This window comes from Rhizobium sp. CB3090 (genome assembly GCF_029714285.1).
In the GTDB taxonomy this organism is placed as follows: Bacteria; Pseudomonadota; Alphaproteobacteria; order Rhizobiales; family Rhizobiaceae; genus Rhizobium.
The window spans coordinates 792,486-808,219 of the sequence record NZ_CP121663.1; the positions used below are offsets into that span (position 1 = coordinate 792,486).

General features: G+C 60.4%; 13 protein-coding genes. 8 read left to right on the top strand and 5 right to left on the bottom strand.

The window, feature by feature from the left end:
- The first annotated feature begins 21 nt into the window (after positions 1-21).
- The 7 genes from QA646_RS22280 (at position 22) to guaD (ending at position 9,284) form a co-directional block, all read left to right on the top strand.
- The gene (locus QA646_RS22280; protein ID WP_283060416.1) at positions 22-939 is read left to right on the top strand and encodes a sugar ABC transporter permease; all 918 of its coding nucleotides are present in this window, start codon (positions 22-24) and stop codon (positions 937-939) included.
- A gap of 26 nt (positions 940-965) precedes the next feature.
- Positions 966-1,829 carry a carbohydrate ABC transporter permease gene (locus QA646_RS22285; RefSeq protein WP_283060533.1) on the top strand — a complete coding sequence of 288 codons (864 nt, stop codon included), beginning with the start codon at positions 966-968 and terminating at the stop codon, positions 1,827-1,829.
- A gap of 24 nt (positions 1,830-1,853) precedes the next feature.
- Positions 1,854-3,785, top strand: coding sequence for a glycoside hydrolase family 127 protein (locus QA646_RS22290; protein ID WP_283060417.1), 1,932 nt, complete (start codon positions 1,854-1,856; stop codon positions 3,783-3,785).
- Position 3,786: 1 nt separating this feature from the next.
- Complete coding sequence (gene ugpC / locus QA646_RS22295) at positions 3,787-4,860, top strand: sn-glycerol-3-phosphate ABC transporter ATP-binding protein UgpC (RefSeq protein ID WP_283060418.1); 1,074 nt, start codon at positions 3,787-3,789, stop codon at positions 4,858-4,860.
- Between the two features lie 113 nt (positions 4,861-4,973).
- A complete protein-coding gene (locus QA646_RS22300; RefSeq protein WP_283060419.1) occupies positions 4,974-5,906 on the top strand; it encodes a dihydrodipicolinate synthase family protein in 933 nt (310 codons plus the stop codon).
- A 126-nt stretch (positions 5,907-6,032) separates the two neighbouring features.
- Positions 6,033-7,649, top strand: coding sequence for a GMC family oxidoreductase N-terminal domain-containing protein (locus QA646_RS22305; protein WP_283060420.1), 1,617 nt, complete (start codon positions 6,033-6,035; stop codon positions 7,647-7,649).
- Positions 7,650-7,925: 276 nt separating this feature from the next.
- Positions 7,926-9,284 carry a guanine deaminase gene (guaD, locus tag QA646_RS22310; protein ID WP_283060421.1) on the top strand — a complete coding sequence of 453 codons (1,359 nt, stop codon included), beginning with the start codon at positions 7,926-7,928 and terminating at the stop codon, positions 9,282-9,284.
- A gap of 60 nt (positions 9,285-9,344) precedes the next feature.
- Here the strand turns inward: guaD and QA646_RS22315 are convergent, their stop codons facing one another.
- Together QA646_RS22315 and QA646_RS22320 are read right to left on the bottom strand one after the other, a co-directional pair.
- The gene (locus QA646_RS22315) at positions 9,345-10,295 is read right to left on the bottom strand and encodes a lytic transglycosylase domain-containing protein (protein ID WP_283060422.1); all 951 of its coding nucleotides are present in this window, start codon (positions 10,293-10,295) and stop codon (positions 9,345-9,347) included.
- A gap of 122 nt (positions 10,296-10,417) precedes the next feature.
- On the bottom strand, positions 10,418-11,311 hold the full coding sequence (locus QA646_RS22320; protein ID WP_283060423.1) for a LysR family transcriptional regulator: 894 nt from the start codon (positions 11,309-11,311) through the stop codon (positions 10,418-10,420).
- A 189-nt stretch (positions 11,312-11,500) separates the two neighbouring features.
- Between QA646_RS22320 and QA646_RS22325 the strand changes: the two genes are divergently transcribed.
- Positions 11,501-12,802 (top strand): MFS transporter, encoded by a 1,302-nt coding sequence (locus QA646_RS22325; RefSeq protein WP_283060534.1) that lies wholly within the window; start codon positions 11,501-11,503, stop codon positions 12,800-12,802.
- 56 nt (positions 12,803-12,858) lie between these two features.
- Here the strand turns inward: QA646_RS22325 and QA646_RS22330 are convergent, their stop codons facing one another.
- The 3 genes from QA646_RS22330 to QA646_RS22340 form a co-directional block, all read right to left on the bottom strand.
- A complete protein-coding gene (locus QA646_RS22330) occupies positions 12,859-13,464 on the bottom strand; it encodes a flavin reductase family protein (protein ID WP_283060424.1) in 606 nt (201 codons plus the stop codon).
- A 108-nt stretch (positions 13,465-13,572) separates the two neighbouring features.
- On the bottom strand, positions 13,573-14,688 hold the full coding sequence (locus QA646_RS22335) for an anhydro-N-acetylmuramic acid kinase (protein WP_283060425.1): 1,116 nt from the start codon (positions 14,686-14,688) through the stop codon (positions 13,573-13,575).
- A 10-nt stretch (positions 14,689-14,698) separates the two neighbouring features.
- Positions 14,699-15,718, bottom strand: a complete 1,020-nt coding sequence (locus tag QA646_RS22340; protein ID WP_283060426.1) for a serine hydrolase — start codon at positions 15,716-15,718, stop codon at positions 14,699-14,701.
- Positions 15,719-15,734 lie beyond the last annotated feature (16 nt).

The following is a 15,734-nucleotide window of genomic DNA, read 5'->3' on the forward strand; positions in this document are numbered from 1 at the left end:
CCAAAACATCAGGAGCATTCCATGGCTGGTCCCGAAGCTATCGGAGCACTGCGGCGTCGAAAGCGGCGGCGACGTGCCGGTTGGCACGGATTTCTCTACATCGCGCCCGCCATGGCGCTGGTCCTGGTCTTCTTTGTCCTGCCCGTGCTCTTTACCGGCTGGATGAGCCTGCACAATTGGCCGTTGCTCGGCAATCCGCGCTGGATCGGCTTCGGGAATTATACGAGGATGGTGTCGGATGTTCGCTTCATGGCGGCATTGCGCTTCACCGCCTATTACACCGTGATCGTCACCATCGTCATTTTCGCAGTCGCCTTTCCCCTGGCGCTCTACGTCGAAAAGCAGCGGCGCCTCGTCGGCTTCTACCGCACCATCATCTTCCTGCCCGTCGTCGTCGGGCTGGCGACGGCCTCGCTTCTCTGGGTTTGGCTCGCCAATGTCGATAGCGGCTTTTTTGTACCCGCGGCTCAGGCGCTCGGGCTGATCGACCGCAGGCCGAACCTGCTTGCCGACTTCGACACCGCCTTTGCCACGATCGTCGTAATGGTGGTCTGGAAGATCGCCGGCTTCACCATGATCATCCTGCTCACCGGCCTGCAGGCGATCCCCTCGGAACTGACCGAGGCCGCTCGCATCGACGGCGCTAGGCGCTGGCAGCGCTTTCGCTTCCTGACCCTGCCGCTGATGCGCCGGACGATCGCGCTGGCCTTGATCATCTCCATCACTGGCTCGGTGCTTGCCTTCGACCAGTTCTACATCATGACCAGCGGCGGACCGCAAAACCAGATGATCTCGGTGGTCTACTACATCTTCAACCAGTCCTTCGTGTCCTTCAATCTCGGCTATGGCGCGGCACTATCGATCGCCCTTCTCGTCATTCTCGTGTTGATCAGCATCGTCCAGCTCTGGCTGCTGCGTGTCGGGGAGGATTGCCCATGAGCATCGCCAACATGAGCACCACGAACGTGAGGACCGCCAAAGAGCGCCGTGCGCGGCGGAAAATGTGGAGTGCCGTCAGCTATCACGGCGTCGGCGTTATCATCGTCATCTTCTTCTTCGCGCCCTTTGCGATCGCGCTCCTATCATCGTTCCGGCATGGTACGGAGGCGAGCCTTCCGCCGCTGCCGCCCTGGCCGACATCGGGCTTCAGCTTCGATGCCTATCGTGCCCTCGACGGTTTCGGCGCCGGTGTCGTGCAGCATACGCTGAATTCGCTGTTCGTTTCAGTGACGACGGTCATCCTGACGGTCATGGTCAGCCTGCTCGCCGGCTATGGCTTCTCGCGCTATCAGTTCCCGTTCAAGGGCGCCTTCTTCATCCTGATCATCGCAACGCTGATGATCCCGTTCCAGTCGATCCTGACGCCGCTCTTCATCATCCTGGCAAGGCTCGGCCTCAACAATTCGCTGATCGGGCTGACACTCGTCTATGTCACCCTTCAGCTACCTTTCTCGGTCTTCATGATGCGCAACGCCTTCGACGCGGTGCCGAAGGAGATCGAGGAAGCTGCTCGCATCGACGGCGCGCGCGACCTGAAGCTCTTGTTCCGGGTTCTGCTGCCGCTAGTGCTGCCGGGCGTGGCGACCGTTGCGATCTTCGCCTTCCTTAATGCCTGGAACGAATTCCTGGCAGCGCTGGTACTGCTTTCGAGCAATGAAAAATTCACGCTGCCGGTGCTGATGATCGCGGTCCGGACCGGGCGGCTCGGCGCCGTCAACTGGGGCGCAGTCCAGGCCGGCATTGCCGTCATGACCATTCCCTGCGTCATCGTATTCCTGCTTCTTCAACGCTATTACATGCGCGGTCTGATGGCCGGCGCGGTGAAATGAACCTCAAAGAAACGGATGAAAGCCATGTCAGACAAGCAAAATCGCCAGTTCCGCCCCCTGCCCGTTCCGAATGTCGAACTTCACGGCCTCTTCGGCGCCCGGCAGGACGCGATCTGCAACTCCACGGCCGCCACCCTGCTCGATCGTTGCGTCGAGGCCGGCATGGTCAGGGCAATCGACGTCGACAAGCCAAGCCCCGGCATTGTTCTTCCGCTGCAGACCTGGTCGGGTTCGACGCAGATGTTCTGGGACAGCGACCTTGGCAAGTCGATCGAGACCATCGCCTATTCGCTCTATCGCCGTCCAAATCCGGAGCTTGAGGCCCGCGCCGACGCGATCATCGATATGTATGAAAAGCTGCAGCAGGAGGATGGCTATTTGAACGCCTGGTTCCAGCGCGTTCAGCCGGGCCGTCGCTGGACCAACCTGCGCGATCATCACGAGCTCTACTGCGCCGGACACCTGATCGAGGCTGCGGTCGCCTATTACCAGGCAACGGGAAAACGCAAGCTGCTCGACATCATGAGCCGCTTTGCCGATTACATGATCACCGTTTTCGGCCATGGCGAGGGACAGTTGCGAGGCTATTGCGGCCATGAAGAGGTCGAGCTGGCGCTGGTCAAGCTCGGTCGCGTCACGGGCGAGAAGAAATATCTCGATCTCGCCAAGTATTTCATCGACGAGCGTGGCCAGGAGCCGCATTTCTTCACCGAAGAAGCGCTGCGCGACGGCCGCGATCCGGCAAAATTCGTGCAGAAGACCTATGAGTACAATCAGGCCCACCAGCCGGTTCGGGAGCAGAAGAAGGTGGTCGGCCATGCGGTGCGCGCCATGTATCTCTATTCCGGCATGGCCGATATCGCGACCGAATATAATGACGACAGCCTGACGTCGGCGCTGGAGACACTGTGGGACGATCTGACCACCAAGCAGATGTATGTCACCGGCGGCATTGGGCCAGCCGCCTCCAACGAAGGCTTCACCGACTATTACGACCTGCCGAACGAAAGCGCCTATGCCGAAACTTGCGCCTCGGTCGGTTTGGTTTTCTGGGCGAACCGAATGCTCGGCCGTGGGCCGAACCGGCGCTATGCCGATATCATGGAACAGGCGCTCTATAATGGTGCGATGGCCGGGCTGTCGCTCGATGGGAAAACATTTTTCTACGAAAACCCGCTGGAAAGCGCCGGCAAGCATCATCGCTGGACCTGGCATAATTGCCCCTGCTGCCCGCCGAACATCGCCCGTCTGCTCGCCTCGGTCGGTTCCTACATGTATGCGGCTGCCGACAACGAAATCGCCGTGCATCTCTATGGCGAGAGCAAGGCCCGCGTGCCGCTCGCAAGCGGCGTGACGGTCGAACTGTCTCAGGAAACGAATTACCCTTGGAATGGCGCGATCCATTTCGAGGTCAATCCGGACCGCGGCGCCCGCTTCGCACTGTCGCTGCGCATTCCTGAATGGGCGGAGGGCGCAACGCTTGCCATCAATGGTGCTTCCGTCGATCTCTCCTCGATCACTGTCGATGGTTATGCTCGCATCGAGCGGGAATGGCAGAGCGGCGATAAGGTCGATCTGAACATTCCGCTGATCCCGCGTATGCTGTTCGCCAATCCCAAAGTACGCCAGGATGCAGGACGCGCGGCGCTGATGCGCGGGCCTCTGGTCTATTGCGTCGAGACCACCGATAATGGCCGTGATCTCAACGGCATCTCGCTTGCCGGCAACCCCGCAGCGGCGCAGACAACGGAAATTGCCGCACTCGAGGGCGCGGTCGCACTCGATATTCCGGTGAGCCGCGATGAGGCGGATTGGGGATCGGACCTCTATCGAACGGCACCGCCAAAGAGCCGCTCTGCCACCGCCCGTTTCGTTCCCTACCATCTGTGGGATAATCGCGAGCCGGGTGAGATGCTCGTCTGGGTCCGCGCCGGCCAGACGCAACACGGAGCCTGACATGGGCAAGAACAGCATGAGATTGACCGGGGTCCGCAAGAATTACGGCGGGCTGGAGGTCATTCACGGTATCGATCTTGAAGTGCAGGAAGGTGCATTCGTTGTCTTCGTCGGCCCGTCCGGCTGCGGCAAGTCGACCTTGCTCCGGATGATCGCCGGACTGGAGGAAGTGACCGACGGCGAGATCGCGATCAAGGGCCGGGATGTCACCGATCTCGACCCTTCCGAGCGTGGCATCGCCATGGTCTTCCAGTCCTATGCGCTCTATCCGCATATGAGCGTGCGGGAAAATCTCGGTTTCGGGCTGAAAATGGCCCGGACCGATGCCGGCGAGATCGAAGCGCGCGTTAAGGCCGCGTCGGCGATCCTCAAGATCGACCATTTGCTGGACCGCCGCCCCGGCCAGCTTTCCGGCGGCCAGCGCCAGCGCGTCGCCATCGGCCGGGCGATCGTGCGGAAGCCGGATGTCTTCCTCTTCGACGAGCCGCTGTCCAACCTCGACGCGGAACTGCGCGTTTCCATGCGCATCGAAATCGCCCGGCTGCACCGTGAACTCGGCAACACGATGATCTATGTGACCCACGACCAAACCGAGGCGATGACGCTGGCCGACAAGATCGTCGTGCTGAGAGATGGCAAAATCGAGCAGGCCGGCAGCCCCCGCGAGGTCTATGAAGATCCGGCCAATATCTTCGTCGCCGGCTTCATCGGCTCGCCACGCATGAATATGATCGAAGCCGAATGGGAGGCCGATGGCTCCGCCAAAGTACCCGGCGGTTCCATCAAGACCAATATAGGGCGGGCCGGTCTTGCGCCGGGCGACAAGCTGATGCTGGGCATGCGCCCGGAACATCTGATCGTCGTCTCCGATAGCAATGATGCCATCCGCGTGACCGTCGACTTCGACGAATATCTCGGCGGCACGCGCTATCTCTATTGCCAGACAGAGGACGGTCAGAGCCTAATTGCCGAATATCGTGAAGGTCCCGACATTCAGCGCGGCGACACCCTTTATCTCCGCTGCTCGCCAGAGAGACGCCGCTATTTTGACGGACAGGGAAACCGGCTCCGTTGAAGCATCATCTCCTAGCTACGCTGTCCAATCATTTGACGAACAACGAAAATTGTGACGATGTTTGCGGATAGCACCGGAGCATCTGTTCGGCGAATGAATTGGGAGGCGGCTGGATGGCAAGACTGACCGAGAACGCCAAGGGCGTCTATGTGATCGCCGTAACGCCCTTCACCGACGAAGGCGCGCTCGATTTCGTCAGCATCGACAGCACGGTGGATTTCTACGAGAGCGTCGGGGTGACTGGGCTAACGGTGCTCGGTCAACTCGGCGAGGCTCCGAAACTGACGGCGGAGGAATCGCGCGCCGTCGTAAAGCGCGTGCTCAAGCGCCTCGATGGCCGCCTGCCGGTTGTCGTCGGCGTATCAGCGCCGGGGCTTGCGCCGATGCGAGAACTGGCCGAGGCTGTGATGGACCAGGGTGCTGCGGGCGTGATGGTCGCGCCGCCTTGGACGATCAGGACGGACGACCAGGCCTTTGCCTTCTATCAATCGGTCGGTGAAGCGCTGGGCGATACGCCCTTCGTGCTGCAGGACTATCCGCTGACAACGAACGTCACCATCGCGCCCAAGGTCATCGACAGGATCATCAAGGACGTGCCGAACTGCGTCATGCTCAAGCATGAGGATTGGCCAGGCCTGTCGAAGATCACTGCGTTGCGAGCCTCCAGCGACAAGGGCGAAACGCGGCGTATCTCCATTCTCTGCGGCAATGGTGGGCTTTTCCTTCCTGAGGAAATGGGCCGCGGCGCCGATGGCGCCATGACCGGTTTCTGCTATCCGGAGATGATGGTCGGCGTCGTTCAGGCTTATACGGCCGGAGATGTCGACCGGGCACACGAGATCTTCGACGCCTATCTGCCGTTGGCGCGCTACGAGCAGCAACAAGGCATTGGGCTCGCCGCCCGCAAATATGTCCTCGCCAAACGCGGCGTCATCAAATCCGCCGCCCTGCGCAAGCCCGGCGCCAAGCTTTCTCCGCTCGATGTGAAAGATATCGAACGTCTCCTTGCCCGGCAGGCGCTGCGGGTTCAGGAGATCGGCGCATGAAGCTCGTGCTGGAAAGCAAGAAGGCGCTGGCGCTCGGGGCGAGCAAGGAATTGGGGCGCGGATCAGAGTCTACAGAAGCATGATCCGTGCAATTTAAAGACGATGAATATCGACCAGGGGGGATAGGTGGCGAAGACCTATGATTTCATCATTGCCGGCGGTGGCTCGGCAGCGTGCGTTGCCGCCATGCGGCTGGTACGCGATTTCGGCTTTTCCGTTCTCGTCATCGAGCGCGGGCCGCGCAAAACCGCAAAGCTGATGGCTTTTCCCGCCGGCTATATGAAATATCTCGCCCGCGACGATTTCCTTGAAATGCACCATACGGTTCCGCAGCCGCAACTCGGCGGCCGCGGGCCGATCGTTCCGGTCGCCAAGGCGCTTGGCGGCGGCAGCGCTGTCAATGCCATGGTCTACATGCGCGGCCAGAAGGAAGATTATGACGGCTGGGCCGCCCATCTTGGCCATGGGATAGAATGGTCCTATGCCAACATGCTGCCGCACTTCAAAGGGATCGAAGCGAATACGCGCTTCAACAACCGATATCATGGCATATCCGGCAATCTGCGCATCTCCGAGCCCGGGCATATCTCCGGGACGACGGAGGACTTCCTCTTGGCCGCGCAGGGGCTCGGCCATCCCTATAATCCCGACTTCAACGGCGTCAGGCAAAACGGCGTCGGCATCATGCAGCACACCTTCGGCCAGTGGAACGGCAAGACGGAACGATCCGATGCCAAGAAGGCCTTCCTTGACCCGCTTGCCGGCGACAAAAGGCTTGAGATCATCACCGACGCCCGTGTCGACCGCATCGCCATCGAAAACGGCCGCGCGACCGGTATCACCTACACGCGTAATGGAGAAAGCCACACGATCCATGCCGAACGAGAGATCCTTGTCGCTGCTGGCACCTACAACAGCGCCAAACTGATGATGCTGTCCGGCATCGGCCCGGCCGATCACCTGCGCGAACACGGTATTGACGTTGCCCTCGATCTTCCCGGCGTCGGCGCCAACCTGCAGGATCATCATGAAGTCCCGGTCATCGCCACGACCAAGGCCAAATCCGGCTATTTCGGCGAGGACAAGGGCTGGCCGATGCTTCGCAACGGGCTGCAATATCTGCTCTTCAACTCGGGGCCGGTGACCACCACCGGCATCGAATCCTGCCTGTTCTACGATCCGGACGGCAGCGAGCGGCCATCGATCCAGCTCTATTGCGCCCCGATCGTTTATCTCGACCGTGACGTCTCCTCCGCCAAGCCCACCTATGGCGTCACCTTCACCTCCTGCCTGCTGCGCCCGAAGGCACGCGGCAGTGTCAAGCTGCGCTCGGGCGATCCTGCGGATCAGCCGCTGGTCGACTGCAACTTCTTCGGCGATCCCGACGACCTGCGCCTGACGCTCGCCTCATTGAAGGTTGCACGGCAACTGCTGGAGACGGAACCATTCAAATCGAAGATCGCCGACGAAATCCTACCCGGCCGGGCGCTGCAGGACGACGAGGCGCTCGCCAAATTCGCCGGCCAGACCGTCAAGACGAATTACCACCCTTCCGGCAGCCTGCGCATGGGGCCGGACGATGATCCGATGTCGGTGGTCGATGGAAAGCTGCGCGTGCGCGGCATCGATGGCCTGCGGGTCATCGACTGCTCGATCATTCCCTTCATCCCCTCAGGAAATACGAATGCGCCGGCGATGGCGATCGGCTCCAAGGCAGCGGAGATGATTGGGAAGAGCTATTGATGATGGCTTAGCCGCAACGGCCTCCCCATGAAATTTTGGCTTTGCCCTTCCCGCAATCGAAACATCGAAAATAAGGTTTTTTTTACAAAGCCACGCTTTGCCATGCTTGACGACAAAGAACCTATGCATTTCCAACAGTTGATCTTCCCACCGGGCCGCATCATTTTCGAGAAATAGAGACTCGTTCTACGTCGATGCCCCCTGATCGCCATTGGCCGACGGAGACGGGTACCATCTACGGCATGACGATCATGGCCGCCTGAAAAGGGCATACTGATGAATTTGCGCAATAAGACGCTCAGCGCATCGGGATTTCATGCACCCACGCGCGGCATCATCGACGTTCTGGACGACGTGCTGATCGAGATCGATGCCGACGGTGTGATTGCCGCCGTTCATCGTCACGGCGATCCGAATTACCGAAGCATCCGTGATGCGCGCGACGCATCCGGCGAACTCGTGACCCTGCCGGCCGGCTTCTACATCTTGCCCGGTTTTGTCGATCTGCATGTGCATGCACCGCAATATCCGCAGCTCGGCGATGCGCTCGATGTTCCCTTGGAAGTCTGGCTGCAGAAATACACCTTTCCGTTGGAGGCGCGCTATCAGGATGCCGCCTTCGCGCGCCGCATCTATGGTCTGCTGGTCGATGATCTGCTGACCAATGGCACCACGACTGCCCTCTATTTTGCCACCATCCATCAGGAGGCGACGCGGGCACTGGTGGATATCTGCCTGGAAAAGGGTCAGCGAGCCCTGATCGGCAAGGTGGCGATGGACAATGCAGAGGAGTGCCCAGATTATTACCGCGACGTGTCAGCACAAGAAGCACTCGACGGCACGCGCGCATTGATCGATTACGTCCGCGGCCATCCAGATAATCGCGAAGGACGCGTACTGCCAGTCGTCACGCCGCGCTTCATCCCCTCCTGCACCGACGCGACGCTCGAAGGGCTCGGCGCCATTGCCAGGGAATGTGGCTGCCATGTGCAGACCCACTGCTCGGAGAGCGATTGGGCGCATGGCTATGTCCTTGCAAGACATGGCATCACGGATACGGATAGCCTTGATCGCTTCGGCCTGCTTGGCCGCAGGACGGTCTTGGCGCATGCGAATTTTCTGACGGCGAAGGATATGGAAACGGTTCGTGCACGCGAATCCGCCATCGCGCATTGTCCGCTTTCGAATGCCTATTTCGCCAATGCCGTCTTTCCATTGCGCGCCGCGCTCGAAAAGGGGTTACATGTCGGTCTCGGCACGGATATTTCCGGCGGCCCGAGCGCTTCGATGTTCGAGAACGCCCGTGGCGCGATCCTGGCATCGCGGATGCTGCAAAGCGGCGTCGACCCGAACTTGCCGCCGTCAGCCCGCTCGACGTTCGGCCAGGCCCAGATCGATTTTCGCGAGGCCTTCCATATCGCGACCGCTGGCGGCGGCATTGCGCTTGATCTCCCCATCGGGCAATTCACGCCCGGCTATCAGTTCGACGCCGTGCTCATCCACGCCGATGCCGAGAAAGGCACGGTGCGGCTGTTCGAAGACCGTGACAAGGGCGAGCGTATCCTGCAGAAAATCATCTATACCGCGTCGAGGCCAAACATCACGGCCACTTGGGTTAGCGGTCGCAAGGTTTAAACGCAAAGATGCTATGCCGCTTTGCTTGTCCTGAAAGTGATCGGGATGCGAGGCAAAACCTCAATTCTTGAAGACGAAACATACGCCGCCCTTTTGGCGGACCTGAGCGCAAACCGCATCCGCCTCGTCGCGCGTCTGCCGGCCGATGCGAGCGGCGTATCGAATACGAAAGCCGAAGTCGGCGTTGCGTTGGCGCACGATGAGCGGCTTCTCTTCATTCAACGGCGATGGAAGCTTGCTGACATCCTCGGAGAAAAGCCGCCGGACGGTATCGAGCTGCAAGTGCTCCGCAAGTTGAGCGCCCCAGGGCGCCCAGGGCCGTTCCTGCTCCAAAGCCACCTGCTTCAGCCGGCGGCTGCCGGCAAGCGCCATGCAGGCCTGCGCGAAAGGCTTGCCTTTGTCGAGTTCCGGCGCGACCGTGTCCGGAGGGTCATCCTTCCATTGCTCGACCGTGTGCGCCGTAATGGCAATCACGTAGCTGCGCGTCTCGTTGGGGAGATTGCCGGAATTGAGAAAATTTGCGAGGCCGTTTTCGCCCGCATTATAGGCCGCTGCCGCCAAGCCGAGATTGCCGAAATGGTTGCGCAGTTCATCCAGATATGCTGCCGCCTTGCCCAGCGCCTCCAGCAGGTCGTAACTGTCCTGAACACCGCGCAACTTTGCCGTTCCCGGCATGAATTGCGCAATGCCTTGCGCACCTTTCGGGCTGACGGCATCGGGGCGAAACGTACTCTCGCGCCAGATGAGCCTGGCAAGATAATCCGGCGGCAGATGATTGGCACGGGCGAAATAGTCGATCGCGTCGCAGAGGTCGTGATTGTAGCTTTCCTTGCGGATGCAAAGCGTTTCGCCGGTGTTCGTTATCAAAGGCCCGGAAATGCAAGCCGGTGGCGCAACGCTCCATTCAGGCTGAGCCTTCGCGGGACAACCGGCCGACACGACGCAGCCGAACGCAATAACGAAACCTATGACCCTTCCGACAAAGCCGGACCGATGCTGGTTGCCTGCCATCCTGCGAAACCCGTTGGAAGCCCGTCAAATCGCTAGATTGCCCTCTTGATAGCATCGATGCGCGATGACGGAAACCGACAAGCTGCAAGCCGCCTCCGGGTAGCCCCCGGTTGATGGTCGGTCTATGACCTGAATGCGTCGAAGATCAATGCCCGCAGCCATCGATGGGCCGGGTCTGCATCCATGCGAGGGTGCCAGGTTTGCGCGATGATGAAGCCGGGCGTGACCACGGGCAGCTCAAACATCTCGATCTGCCTCGGAGCACCCGCTTGGCAATACGAACGCGGCAGCAATCCGATAAGATCGGATGCCGCTGCGACCGCCATAACTGCCGGATAGCTCGGCACCACGAGGTTGACCTTTCGCGAAAGCCCGAGTTCGGCGAGAGCTTCGTCAACAGGCCCGTGGATGTGTCCCCGCCTGGAGGAGATGACGTGTCCGCAGGCCGCGTATAGCTCGGGCGTTATAGGCTTCGCCTTCAAAAGAGGATGCCCCGCCCGCGCGACGCCGACAAAGGAGTCCTCAAACAGTGTTTGGCCGCGCAACTCCGCGCCATCACCGGAGATAACCCCGATATCCAGGTCAAGCGTTGCATCTCTCAGGGGCTGAATTTCCTTGTTTGGTTTGGGCGCAAAACGCAATCTCACACCAGGCGCCGCGTTCTTGACGGCAACGCTTAGACGCGCTGCATGCAAAAGCACGAATGCCTCATTGGCGCGGATCGTGAAATCGCGCTGCAGCTCGCGAATATCGATCGCCGGCGGCGGGCTGAGCACGGTCTGCACGGCCGCAGTCAGCAAACGCACCTGCTCGGCGATCGCTTCCGCATGCGGTGTCGCGACCATCGCCCGGCCTGCCGGAACCAGAATGGGATCGCTCAACGCAATCCGAAGCCTCGACAAGGTCCGGCTCATGGCAGACGTACTGAGTCCGAGCTTTCGGGCGGCGGCCGATACGCTCCGCTCACGAAGCAAAGCGTCCAAGGCTGGCAGCAGGTTCAAGTCTATCTCGGGCATTGGGAAGTTTTAGCGACATGAGGCGTTTGATGCAACAGTCAGTTTCCTGTGTTGCGTCTGGTGCAAACTATGGCTCCGGGATATTCATGGCGCAAAGAAATATACAAGGTGAGCCCAATGTCCGTAACATCTCTCGCAGCTCCTACCTATGACGGCCTGCCCTATCCGCGCCGATACTTGGCGGTCGGCGTGCTTCTGGTGACGTTGGTTCTCGTCGTGCTGGACGGCGCCATTGCCAATGTCGCGCTGCCATCGATCGCCGCCTCGCTGGGTGCCGATGCCAGCGAGACCGTCTGGGTCGTGTCCAGCTACCAGCTTGCCGTACTCGTCGCTCTCCTGCCCTGCGGCGCCTTGGGTGAAATTCACGGGCCGCGACGGGTCTTCCTGATGGGTGTCGCTCTCTTCACAGCGGCTTCTGCGGCATGCGCCTTCGCTCAAAATCTTCCCGTACTGATCGCAGCGCGATTTGCTCAAGGGTTGGGCGCAGGTGCGATCATGGCGCTCGGCATAATGAACCTGCGCTTTGCGGTGCCGCAGCGGCTGTTGGGAACTATCATCGGCATCAATGCGATGGTCATTGCGATTTCTTCAGCCGCAGGCCCAGGTGTTGCCGGGGCGATCCTCTCCGTAGCCAGTTGGCCTTGGCTGTTTGCCGTCAACATACCGCTTGGCATGATTGTTCTTTTGTCTGGCGGCCTTCTCGGCCCCTTGCCAGGCGTGAAGCGGCAGTTGAACGTGGCGGCACTGCTCGCCAATACGCTGATGTTCGTCCTGTTCTTCTCCGGCGCAGACCGGATAGCCACCGCACCGATCAGCGGCTCCGTCCTGATTGCCGGCTCTATTCTGTCCCTCATCGCGCTGCTGCGCCTTGAACATAAGAGCGCTGCACCGATTGTCCCAACGGACCTCTTGGCCAAACCTGCTTTTCGAGTTGCCGTCATCGCGTCAATCGCGTGCTTTACCGGTCAGATGCTCAGCTACGTCGCGCTGCCATTCTACCTTCAGCACACCTTGCATATGCCGCCGGTTCAGATGGGGCTCTATATGATGCCCTGGCCCGCCGCGACCATTATCGTGGCCCCGATTTCAGGACGCCTTGCCAATCACATCAAGACGGCGTGGCTCTGCGCCTCCGGTGGCGCGCTCCTGGCTGCAGGCCTTTTCATCGCGGGCCTCTGCCCGGTCGATCCGAGAGGAATTGGATTTTTGGTCGGAACGGTGATCGCCGGTGTCGGGTTCGGTCTTTTCCAGACTCCGAACAACCGCATTCTCCTCCTCTCGGCACCGAAAGCACGCAGCGGCGCGGCGGGAGCCATGCAAGGCACGGCACGTCTTCTCGGGCAAACCTTTGGTGCCATTTGCATGTCGATCATTTTCGAAATCGTGCCGCAGGCAAGTGCGCCTGGCCTCGCGCTTGTTTTGGCCGGTATCTGCGCAGCGATCGCAAGCTGCGTCAGCCTCAGCCGCGCGCGTTATGAGACCGTCGGATAGAGATCATTGCTATAGCCTCCGGTGCCCAAACGGCACCGGGGCCATTAAACAGCATGTCACGCGCGGAATGTTTTCCCGAGTTCTGTGTCGGAAAGGTTGTAATAGTGGCGAAAATTGTAAACCAAAGGAGACCATTTCTTCGGATCGATGTGATCACTCTCGTCTTTCAGGAATTCTTCGCTAGCATGCACGCGCAAAATCTCGACGACGGCAACGAGGCCGCCTCCAAGCTCAGCGAGTTTCGTTCCGCCCATCTCATGACGTGACAAGACTCGCGCTTCCATCTGAATCGGGCATTCCGCAGCGCGCACCGGACGAACCATCTCACTGTCGAGCCTGGAAAATCCGGCTGCTGCAAATTTGTCTTTCTCTGTCTTGAATTGTTTGGACTTCAGTTCGGGTACTGGGTCTTTGCCGGTTAGCGGCGCTAGCTTTTCAACCATCTGCCACATGGAGGGAGAAGGAAGGTTTACGACGCATTCCGGATGCCGCGCGAGATTTTCTGCGAGCTTGGCATCATTCAGCAGACCAAGCGCCATCGTCCAGCCAAGCGCCCAAAATGATGAGATCGGCGACAAATTCGTCGAACCGTCTTCATTCAAGCTACTGATCAGTGCGACCGGCGTCCCGAAATACAGGATCTTTGGCTCTACGGTTCTCATTTCATCCTCCTGAGCCGGACCAGGTTCACATCATCAATAGATGAATTTCAGCGAGGATGCTTCGGTTACGATCGAAGTGTGATTGGAAAGCGGGATGCCGCTGCCTGCCTATTCCGCAAGGCGGCCGCCGAGCATCGGCGTCGGGACGCCCGTTGTGCCGGGGAAGCTGATCGGCAGGCCTCGGAGTACCCGCACGGCCAAAAATGCGAAACATTCGGCCTCGACGGCGTCTCCACGCCAACCGAGCGTTTCTGCCGAAATCGGCTCGACGCCTGCACGGGTCCTGAGCATCGACATGATCGTCGGATTGCGGCGGCCGCCGCCGCTGACCACCAGCTTCTTCGGGCGGCGGGGCAGCAAATCCAAGGCCTTGCCGACCGCTGCCGCTGTAAAGGCAGAAAGCGTTGCGGCGCCGTCTTCGGGGCTAAGGCCGTCGGCCATGGAGGCGCCGAAGTCGAAGCGATCCAGCGATTTCGGATAGGGGGCACTGAGATAAGGGTGTTCCAGCAACTTCGCGAGCCTCGCCTCATCCACCTTGCCTGCTTTGCCGAGCGCGCCGTCCCTGTCCATCTCGCCAAGGCCGTGGGATTTGACGAAATCATTGAGCGGCGCATTGGCCGGTCCGGTGTCGAAGGCGACGAAATTGCCCTCGCCATCCGACCAGGTGATATTGGCGACGCCGCCGAGATTGAGGATAGCGGTATCGTCTCCGGCGCCGGCGCGTCGCAGCAGGGCGGTATGGTAGACGGCAGCAAGGGGCGCGCCCTGACCGCCGGCGCGCACGTCGGCAGAACGGAAGTCGTAGGCGACCTTGGTGCCAAGGATGGAACGCATCAGCTCGCCATCGCCGAGTTGGCGCGTATCGCCGCGGCGTTCCTTTTGCGGTGCGCGATGCAGCACGGTCTGACCGTGGAAGCCGACCACGCCGATATCGGCCATCCTCAGCCCATAGCTTTCAACGAGGTCCCTCACCGCGTCCGACTGGGCACGCGTCAATGCTTCCTCGGCTTTTCTGAAGATTTCCGGCTCCGGCCCGTTGAAATTCCAGACCCGGGCCTGCGCCAGAGTCTCTTCCAGCAGCGTCCTGATCCATTCCGGATAGGGTGCCAGCACATAGGGACCGAACTCCTCAATCCGCTCGCCATCCGTCTTGAGCAGAGCAACATCGATATTGCCGTCGAGAACGGTTCCGGTCATCAGACCGACGGCCCAGATTGGTTCCATGATCAAGCTCCTAAGCTCTGTTGACGAGATCGCCGACGGTCTGACGAAGCGCCACGATGCCGCTGTCGAAATGGCGTGTCGGGTGAATACGGTTGGTGAGCAAGGTCCACGCCCTGCCCTTGTCGAAATCGATCCAGAGACCGGTGCCGGTGAAGCCGGTATGGCCGATCGTACCCGGCGAGCACAGCCCGCCGCCGGACCAGCCGTCATGGGGCCGCTCCCATCCATGGGTGCGTGTGGCGGATAACGGCGTGCGCATCAATGCAATGGAGCGCTCGGATGCGCCGGAGCCGGTGAGCAGACCCATGGCAAAATCGAGGACCGAGGCTGCCGTGCCAAACAGGCCGGCATGGCCGGCGCCCTGCAGGGCGGAGCAATTGTCATCATGGACCTCGCCCGAGAGAATGCGGTGGCGCCAGGTGCAATCCTCCGTCGCTGCGGCTTCATCGGGTGCGACGGAAAAAGCGAAGCCCGGCCCGGCATCCATATCGCGGATCGTCTGTCCCGTCAGGCGCTCCAGTGCAAGCCCAAGCAAAATGAAGTTGATATCGGAATAGACAGGCGGACCGGCCCGCCATTCGCGCTGCAGAACGAAAGCGCGCAGCAGGTCGGGATCGCGGCCGTAGGTATAAAGCGGCTCGACAGCCGGAAAGGGTGTCTCATGGCCAAGGCATTGGCGAAAAGTTACCTTCCGTTCCCAGGCGGCCGCATCATATTGGCGCAGATCCGGCAGCAGCGTAATCAGCGGCGCATCGAGATCGATCGTACCGGCTTCCGCCAAAGCCAGGATGCGCGGCGTGGTGAAAATGACCTTGGTCAGCGAGGCCAGATCGAACCAGGTATCGGCAAACATCGGCCGCGTGACGGGAATCTTCTGCGCGGAGCCGACTGCGCGGACCATCCTATTGCCGTCGCGATCGACAATGCCGAGCACACCTCCAGGAATGCGCCCGGCAGCAACGGCGGCTTCAACGGGCTGGAATGCCCGATCGAAGCGCTGCGCAAGTTCCGTATTCCCTGTTGCCGTCACGCCGCCCCTCGCCTCT